Below are 7901 nucleotides of genomic sequence, written 5' to 3'. Positions count from 1 at the left end.
CGCCCTGTGGAAGAAAGCGGAGCCGGAGCACATCCTGCGCTGGCCCAGCCCGTGGGGCGACGGCTTCCCCGGCTGGCACATCGAGTGCTCGGCCATGGCCGCCAAGTACTTGGGCGAGACCATCGACATCCACGGCGGCGGTCTGGAGAACATCTTCCCCCATAATGAGTGTGAGGTGGCCCAGAGCGAGGCCGCCCACGGCGCGACCTTCGCTCGCTACTGGATGCTGACCGGCTCGCTGACGCTCGACGGCGTCAAGATGAGCAAGAGTCTGGGCAATACGATGACGATTAAGGACGCGCTGGCCCGCTGGCGGCCGGAAGCGATCCGCTATTTCGTCCTGTCCAGCCACTACAGCAACCCCATCGACTTCTCCGACGAGGCGGTCGACGCGGCGTTCAAGGGGTGGCAGCGCGTCTGGGGCGCGGTCAGCCTGGCGCGCGAGCAGCTGCGTCGCGCCGCGCCCGGCGCGGCCAGCGCCGAAGCGACGGCGATGCTGGCCGCCGCGCGCGAGCAGTTCGTCGCGCGTATGGATGACGACTTCAACATGCCCGGCGCGCTGGCGGTGCTGCAAGACCTGACCCGCCAGGTGAACACGCTGCTCAACGAGTCCGGCCCGCAAACGCAGGGCACGCTGGAGGCCATCGACGCGCTCTACCGCGAGTTGGGCGGCGAGGTGCTGGGCGTTGTGCCGGAGCGGGAAGAGAGCGGGGCCGACGCCGCGCGCGAGGACGGCCTCGTGCGCCTGCTGATCGAGTTGCGCGCCCAGGCGCGGGCGCAGAAGGATTGGGCCACCGGTGACTACATCCGCAACCACCTGAAAGAACTGGGCATCGTCCTGGAGGACCGGGCGGATGGCACGACCTGGAAGCTCGGCTGATCGTGGATCGCGGGCGACCCGCCGGCCGGCCCGCGGTGGGCAGGAGGCCGGCGGGTCGCCGGCGATCCGGCCGGCTGGGGCCGAGGCGCTCGTCCGTCGCCATCCGGTGCTGGAGGCGTTGCGCGCCCGGCGGCGAGCGCTCCACCAGTTATACGTCGCGCAGGAAAAGGGGGGGCGGGGCGACAGTGAGCTTCAGCCCATCCTGGACGCGGCCCGCGCCGCCGGCGTGGCGGTGACGCCCCTCGACAAGCGCGCCCTCGACCAGTTGGCCCAGCGCCACGCCGCCGACCCCAAGCACCAGGGCGTCCTGCTGGAGGCCGGCCCGTACCCCTACGCCGAACTGGATGAGATGTTGGGCTTGGCCGAGCGTCGGGAGGAGCGGCCGTTGCTGCTGCTGCTCGATCTGCTGCACGGGCCGCAGAACATTGGCGCGCTGCTGCGCACGGCCGAGGCGTGTGGCGTCCACGGCGTCATCCTGCAAGACCGGCGCGCGCCGGAGATCACCCCGTCCGTCGTGCAGTACGCCGCCGGGGCCACCGAACACTTGCTCATCGCCAAGGTGACCAATCTGGTGGCGGCCATGCGCGCCCTGAAGGAGGCCGGCGTGTGGCTGGCGGGCATGGACATGGACGAGACGGCTGAGGAGCTGGGCCAGATCGACCTGAACCGGGGGCTGGGCATCGTCGTCGGGCACGAGGGCGAGGGGTTGCGCCGGCTGGTGCGCGATAACTGCGACTTCCTGGTGCGCCTGCCCATGCGCGGCCGGGTGGAGTCGCTCAACGCCGCGGTGGCCGGTTCGATCCTGCTCTATGCCGCCTGGCAAACGCGTGGGTTCACCAGATAGAAGAAAGAATCCATAGATTTCGCAGATTAAGAGAAACCTGTATGACCATGTAAAAGGTGATCGTTTGGGAAAATCTGTGTAATCTGTGAAATCTGTGGATTCTTCTTTTTAACATGGCCGAGGAGATTGAGGTCAGGCAGATGGCGTGCGCGCGAATTCCCACTGACGTGGGGGAGTTCACGTTGTGCCTCTACCACAACGACCTCGACGGTAAGGAGCACCTGGCGCTCATCGTCGGCGACCTGACGGGGAATGGGGCGCTGCCGCCGCCGCTGGTGCGCGTCCATTCGGAGTGTTTCACCGGCGACGTGCTTGGCTCGCGCCGCTGCGACTGCGGGCCGCAACTCGCCGCGGCGATGGCTCTCATCGCCCAGGAGGGGCGGGGCGTCATCCTCTACCTGCGACAGGAGGGGCGCGGCATCGGCCTGCTGGAGAAGCTGCGCGCCTACAACCTGCAAGACCTCGGCTATGACACCGTGGAGGCCAACCTGCTGCTCGGCCACCAGCCCGACCTGCGCGATTACCGCGTGGCGGCGCTGATGCTGCGCGATCTGGGCGTGCCTTCGCTGCGCCTGCTGACCAATAACCCGGACAAGATCGCCGGACTGGAGCGGGCCGGACTGACCGTGAGCGAGCGCGTGCCGCTCCAGACCCCCCTCCACGCCGACAACGCCCACTACCTGGACACGAAAGTGCGCCGCATGCGCCACCTGCTCGACCTGGACGAGACGGCGCTCAACGGCTTCCGGTCGGCCCGTCCACCGGCCGCGCCGCCGGCGTGGCTGGACGCCGTTGTAACCGCCAGCAGCCGGCCGGAGGAGACGCTGCGCGAACTGGCCGCCGCGCCGCCGTCGCGCGAGGGGCGGCCGTTCATCACTCTCAGCTACGCCCAGAGCCTCGACGGCTCCATCGCCGCACGGCGGGGCGAGCCGACAACCATCAGCGGGCCGGAGGCGATGCGCCTGACCCACCAGTTGCGCGCCCACCACGACGCTATCCTCGTCGGCATCGGCACCGTCATCGCCGACGATCCGCAACTGACCGTGCGCCTGGTGCGCGGGCCGGACCCGCAGCCGGTGGTGCTCGACAGCCGGTTGCGCTTCCCGGCCTGGGCGCGGCTGCTGCGCGAGGGGCGGCGGCCGTGGATCGCCACAACGGAGGCGGCCGACCGCGGGCGGCAGGCGGAATTGGAAGCGGCCGGGGCGCGGGTGGTGCGGCTGCCGGCCGACGGCAACGGCATGGTCAACCTGGAGGCGCTGCTGGCCTTCCTCGACCGGCGGCACATCCGCAGCCTGATGATCGAAGGAGGCGCGACGGTCATCAGCAGTGTCCTGGCCGCCCACCTGGCCGACCGGCTGGTGCTGACCATCGCCCCGCTGATGCTCGGCGGCCTGAACGCCGTCGCCAACCTGGGGCAACTCAATGGGCAGGCGTTCCCCCACCTGACCCACCCGCGCCATTATGCGGTGGGGCGGGACGTGGTGTTGGCGGGGGAGTTGGCGTGGGAGTGAGTGGTCGCCCCGTCTTGTTAGCTCCCCCGTTCGGTGCTAAACTTCCTCAGACCGAATCCATTCTGACAGGCGATACGTTCGCGGATAGCGCAGCACTCTCAGCTTCTCTCTGAAAAAATCTGTGCCATCTGTGAAATCTGTGGATGCTTCTTCCATGTCTCAAGCCCTCTACCGCAAGTGGCGGCCGGCCCGCTTCGACCAGGTCATCGGCCAGGAGCACGTGACCCACACGCTGCAAAACGCGGTGACGGCTAACCGCGTCGGTCACGCTTACCTGTTCTGCGGCCCGCGCGGCACGGGCAAGACGACGATGGCCCGCCTGCTGGCCAAGGCGGTCAACTGCCTGGCCGACGACCCCGCCACACGCCCTGACGATGCCTGCCCCATCTGCCAGGCGGTCAACGAGGCGCGCTTCCTCGATTTGATCGAGATTGACGCCGCCTCCAACACCGGCGTGGACGACATCCGCAACCTGCGCGACAAGGTCAACTTCGCCCCCAGCCAGGGGCGCTACAAAGTCTACATCATCGACGAAGTCCACATGCTCTCCACGGCGGCCTTCAACGCCCTGCTGAAGACGCTGGAGGAGCCGCCGGCCCACACCATCTTCGTCCTGGCGACCACCGAGGAGCACAAAGTCCCGCTGACGATCAAATCCCGCTGCCAGCAATTCAACTTCCGGCTGCTGACGACGGGCGAGATCGCCGGGCGGCTGAACTGGATGGCCGGGCAGGAGGCGCTGGCGATTGAGCCGCGGGCGGTGGAACTCATCGCCCGGCAGGCGTCGGGCAGCCTGCGCGACGCGGAGAGCCTGCTCGACCAGCTCGTCGTCTCGCCCGACGACCGCATCACGCTGGAGCGGGCGCAACTGGTGCTGGGCGTGGCCCCCGACGCGGCCGTGGCCGCTCTGACCGACGCCTGGCTGAACGGCGACAGCGCCGCCGGGCTGGCCGTCATTCATGACGCGCTAGGCTCCGGGGCTGACGCCCGCCAGTTCTGCCGGCAGATGGTGGCCCACCTGCGCCAACTGTTGCTGCTCCAGGCCGCCGGCGGCCAACTGGAGATCGATGGGCCGGTGGAGCGCAAGGCGGAGATGCTGGCCCAGGCCGGCCGCGCCCCGCGCCGGGCGCTCATTGACGCCGTGCGCCGCTTCCACGAGGCGGCGCTGCAACCGACGGGCAGTTGGCAGCCGCAGTTGCCGCTGGAGTTGGCGTTTATTGAGTTGGTGCCGGAGGCGCTGATGGTGGGTCGAGCGCCCACTGTGGAAACGCAGGGGAGCAGGGGGGCAGGGGAGCAGGGGAGAGCGGAGCATGCACAGGCGGAGTCCGCATCCTCAGATGCGGGCGATCGTACGTTGCTGACTGTTGACCGGCGACCGCCGATTGCGGAAGCGCAGGGAAGCGGGGGCGCAGGGACGCGGGGGAGATCAGAGCCCGCATCCTCAGATGTGGATGAGCAACGACAGCCGCCCGCCGACCAGCGCTCGGCGACCACCGACCAGCGGCCAACACCCGTTGCCCAACCACCCGCCCCCACGCTAACCGTCGCCGCCGTGGCCGGCATGTGGCCGGAGATGACCCAGCGCGTCGGCCGGCAGATGCGCAACGTGCCGGCGCTGCTGACCATGTGCAAGCCGCTGGCCGTGGAGGGCAAGGCCATCATCCTGGGGTTCGATTACCCCTTGTTGAAGGACAAATTCGACCGGACGCCCGGCGCGCTCGACCTGGTGGTGAACACCTTCCGCGCCCTCAGCGGGACGGATTGCATAGTGCGCACCGTGAACACGGCCGACTACCCCGTGCCCATCGGCCGCGACGAGTTCCAGGCGTTGGCGGAGGAACTGGGCGGCGTGGTAAGAGAAGAGTGACGAGGGAAGAGGCTCACGCAAAGGCCGCAAAGTGAGCCAAGAACGCAAAATGTTTACTCTTTGCGTCCTTTGCTTCTTTGCGCTCTTTGCGTGAGCCTCTTCTTTACCTGATGTGAGGAGCTTATGACCAAACGCAATTTCCACGGCAAGCCGAAGCAGAAGAAGGCCGGCGGCGGGGGCGGCGACGTGCTGGCCCAGGTGCAGAAGATGCAGCAGGAGATGGCCGCGGCCCAGAGCGCGCTGGAGAACGAGACGGTGACTGTCAGCGCCGGCGGCGGGGCGATCAGCATCACCATCACCGGCCACCAGCGCGTGAAGAGCATCACCCTTAATAAGGAAGTCCTCGACCCCGAAGAGGTCGAATTCCTGCAAGACATGCTCGTCGCCGGCATCAACGCCGCCATCGAGCAGTCGCAGGCGCTGGCGGCGCAGCGCATGGAAGGGATTACCGGCGGTGCGGGCGGGATGGACGGGCTGCTCGGCGGCCTGATGGGGTAAGCTGTGGCCACACCTGTCTTGCCTCGCTCGGTGCAGCGGCTGATCGACGAGTTCGCCCGGCTGCCGGGCATCGGCCCCAAGTCCGCCTCGCGCCTGACCTTCTACCTGCTGCGGGCGACCGACAACCAGGCGCTCGACCTCTCGGTCGCGCTGCAAGAGCTGAAGGAGCGCACCCGCCTCTGCTCGGTCTGCTTCAACATCACCGAGGATGACCCCTGCCCCATCTGTGAGGACGAGGCGCGCGACGCCCACCTCGTGTGCGTTGTCGAGGAGCCGCTCGACGTGCTGGCGATCGAGCGCTCGCGGGCCTACGGCGGCCGGTACCACGTCCTGCACGGGGCCATCTCCCCGGTGGAGGGTATCGGGCCGGAAGACCTGCGGGTGACCGAACTGGTGCAGCGCGTGGCCCAGGGCCAGTTCACGGAGATCATCCTGGCGACCAACCCGACGCTGGAAGGGGAATCCACGGCGCTCTACCTGCAACGCCGTCTGGCCGAGTACGGCGTGCGCATGACCCGCCTGGCCCGCGGCCTGCCCGTCGGCGGCGACCTGGAGTACACCGACGAGATCACCCTCGGCCGCGCCCTAGAGGGACGGCAAGAGGTCTGATCTGTGCGGAGGATGAAGAGGCTCACGCAAAGAACGCTAAGAGCGCTAAGAACGCCAAGACAAATCTTTTCTTTGCGTTCTTGGCGTCCTTAGCGTTCTTTGCGTGAGCTTTCTTCAAATCTGCCCAATCTGCCGAATCTGCGGATGACTTTCTTTGACGAGGATGTCGATGATCACTGCTCCCCCTATGCTCGATATGCGTTCGCGGATCGTTGGGCTGGATCGGGAAGTGCCGCTGCTCGACGGCCGGCGCGTGCCCTACGTCAACCTCGACAACGCCGCCAGCACGCCGCCGCTGGTGGACGTGCTGCGCGCTGTCGAAGCGTTCATGCCCTACTACTCCAGCGTCCACCGCGGCACGGGCTTCAAGTCACGGCTCAGCACCGTGGCCTATGACCAGGCGCACGAGATCATCGGCCGCTTCGTCGGCGCAGACCCGCGCACCCACACCGTCATCTTCGGCAAGAACACGACCGAGGCCATTAACAAGCTGGCCTATCGCTACCCGCTGGAGCCGGACGCGGTGGTCATCACCACGCAACTGGAGCACCACTCCAACGACCTGCCCTGGCGGCCGCAAGCCCACGTCGTCCACGTCCACGCCCTGCCCGACGGCCGGCTGGATGAGGACGACTTCGACCGCCAGTTGGCGCGCCACGCCGGGCGGGTGGCGCTGGTGGCGGTCAGCGGCGCGTCGAACGTCAGCGGCTTCATCCAGCCCATCCACCGGCTGGCGCGCAAAGCCCACGCCGCCGGCGCGCGCATCCTGGTCGACGCCGCCCAGTTGGCCCCGCACCGCCGCGTGGACATGCGGCCGGACGACGACCCGGAGCACCTGGACTTCGTCGCCCTCTCCGCCCACAAGATGTACGCCCCCTTCGGCACCGGCGCGCTCGTCGGCCCGAAAGAGGTCTTTCTGCACCAGCCGCCGGAGTACAGCGGCGGCGGCACGGTGGACATCGTCACGCTCGATGAGGTCTATTGGGCCGGCGCGCCCGACCGGGACGAGGCGGGCAGCCCCAACGTGGTCGGCGCGGTGGCGATGGCCGTGGCTGCCCAGGTGTTGATGGAGGTGGGCATGGAGGCGGTGGCCGCGCACGAGGAGCACCTCATCGCCTACACGCTGGAGCGGCTGCGCGAAGTGCCCGGCATCCGCATCTACGGCGAGAGCGACCCGGCCCGCGCCCACGAGAAGGTGGGCGTCATCCCGTTCAACCTGGATGGCGTGTCCCACTTCCTGGCGGCGGCCATCCTGGGGTATGAGGGGGGCATCGGCGTGCGCAGCGGTTGCTTCTGCGCCCATCCCTACGTCGTGCACCTGCTGCAACTGGACGAGGCCCAGTCGGCGCGCTGGCGGCGGCAGATGCTCGCCGGCGACAAGTCGGATATGCCCGGCATGGTGCGCGCCAGCTTCGGCTGTTACAGCAACACCGACGACGTGGATCGCCTGATCGAGATGTTGCAGCGCATCGCCCGCCACGACTACCGGGGCGAGTACGCGCTCGACCGCAAGACGGGGGAGTACCACCCCCTGAACTTCGAGGAGCCGTTGGCCGACTACTTCCTGCTCAAGACGCTCGCGCGGAATGGAGGGTGAAGGACTATGGATGCCTATCTGGCCTACTTGAGCGAACGGGTCGCTGTCTATTTCAATCGCGCCGAACTGCAAGCGCTTTGCCTGCGGCTGGATTT

7 protein-coding genes are annotated in these 7901 nt (G+C 67.9%); all 7 read left to right on the top strand.

Annotation, left to right across the window (positions count from 1 at the left end; translation table 11 throughout):
• The coding region (locus ACE3UY_RS16025) for a DALR domain-containing protein (protein WP_374688500.1) at positions 1 to 880 on the top strand (880 nt) is incomplete at its 5' end.
• Positions 855 to 1724 carry a 23S rRNA (guanosine(2251)-2'-O)-methyltransferase RlmB gene (rlmB, locus tag ACE3UY_RS16020; RefSeq protein ID WP_374688499.1) on the top strand — a complete coding sequence of 290 codons (870 nt, stop codon included), beginning with the start codon at positions 855 to 857 and terminating at the stop codon, positions 1722 to 1724. The genes ACE3UY_RS16025 and rlmB, both read left to right, overlap by 26 nt.
• Before the next feature lie 140 nt (positions 1725 to 1864).
• Positions 1865 to 3235 carry a GTP cyclohydrolase II gene (ribA, locus tag ACE3UY_RS16015; RefSeq protein ID WP_374688498.1) on the top strand — a complete coding sequence of 457 codons (1371 nt, stop codon included), beginning with the start codon at positions 1865 to 1867 and terminating at the stop codon, positions 3233 to 3235.
• Positions 3236 to 3389: 154 nt separating this feature from the next.
• Positions 3390 to 5102 carry a DNA polymerase III subunit gamma/tau gene (gene dnaX / locus ACE3UY_RS16010; RefSeq protein ID WP_374688497.1) on the top strand — a complete coding sequence of 571 codons (1713 nt, stop codon included), beginning with the start codon at positions 3390 to 3392 and terminating at the stop codon, positions 5100 to 5102.
• Between the two features lie 123 nt (positions 5103 to 5225).
• Entirely contained in the window at positions 5226 to 5600 is a 375-nt protein-coding gene (locus ACE3UY_RS16005; RefSeq protein ID WP_374688496.1) for a YbaB/EbfC family nucleoid-associated protein, read from the top strand.
• A 3-nt stretch (positions 5601 to 5603) separates the two neighbouring features.
• Positions 5604 to 6209, top strand: coding sequence for a recombination mediator RecR (gene recR, locus ACE3UY_RS16000; RefSeq protein ID WP_374688495.1), 606 nt, complete (start codon positions 5604 to 5606; stop codon positions 6207 to 6209).
• Positions 6210 to 6378: 169 nt separating this feature from the next.
• Positions 6379 to 7806: an aminotransferase class V-fold PLP-dependent enzyme gene (locus tag ACE3UY_RS15995; protein ID WP_374688494.1), complete on the top strand. Its 1428-nt coding sequence runs from the start codon at positions 6379 to 6381 to the stop codon at positions 7804 to 7806.
• Positions 7807 to 7901: the final 95 nt, after the last annotated feature.

The sequence above is a fragment of the Promineifilum sp. (SeqCode) genome (assembly GCF_041918635.1).
Classification (GTDB): domain Bacteria; phylum Chloroflexota; class Anaerolineae; order Promineifilales; family Promineifilaceae; genus Promineifilum.
The sequence above is the reverse complement of the archived record's forward strand: the minus strand, read 5'-3'. Positions and strand labels throughout refer to the sequence as shown.

Coding starts and splice junctions, on each gene's coding strand:
- ACE3UY_RS15995 (WP_374688494.1), top strand. CDS start 6,379: ATGATCACTGCTCCCCCTATGCTCGATATGCGTTCGCGGATCGTTGGG.
- ribA (WP_374688498.1), top strand. CDS start 1,865: ATGGCGTGCGCGCGAATTCCCACTGACGTGGGGGAGTTCACGTTGTGC.
- ACE3UY_RS16005 (WP_374688496.1), top strand. CDS start 5,226: ATGACCAAACGCAATTTCCACGGCAAGCCGAAGCAGAAGAAGGCCGGC.
- rlmB (WP_374688499.1), top strand. CDS start 855: ATGGCACGACCTGGAAGCTCGGCTGATCGTGGATCGCGGGCGACCCGC.
- dnaX (WP_374688497.1), top strand. CDS start 3,390: ATGTCTCAAGCCCTCTACCGCAAGTGGCGGCCGGCCCGCTTCGACCAG.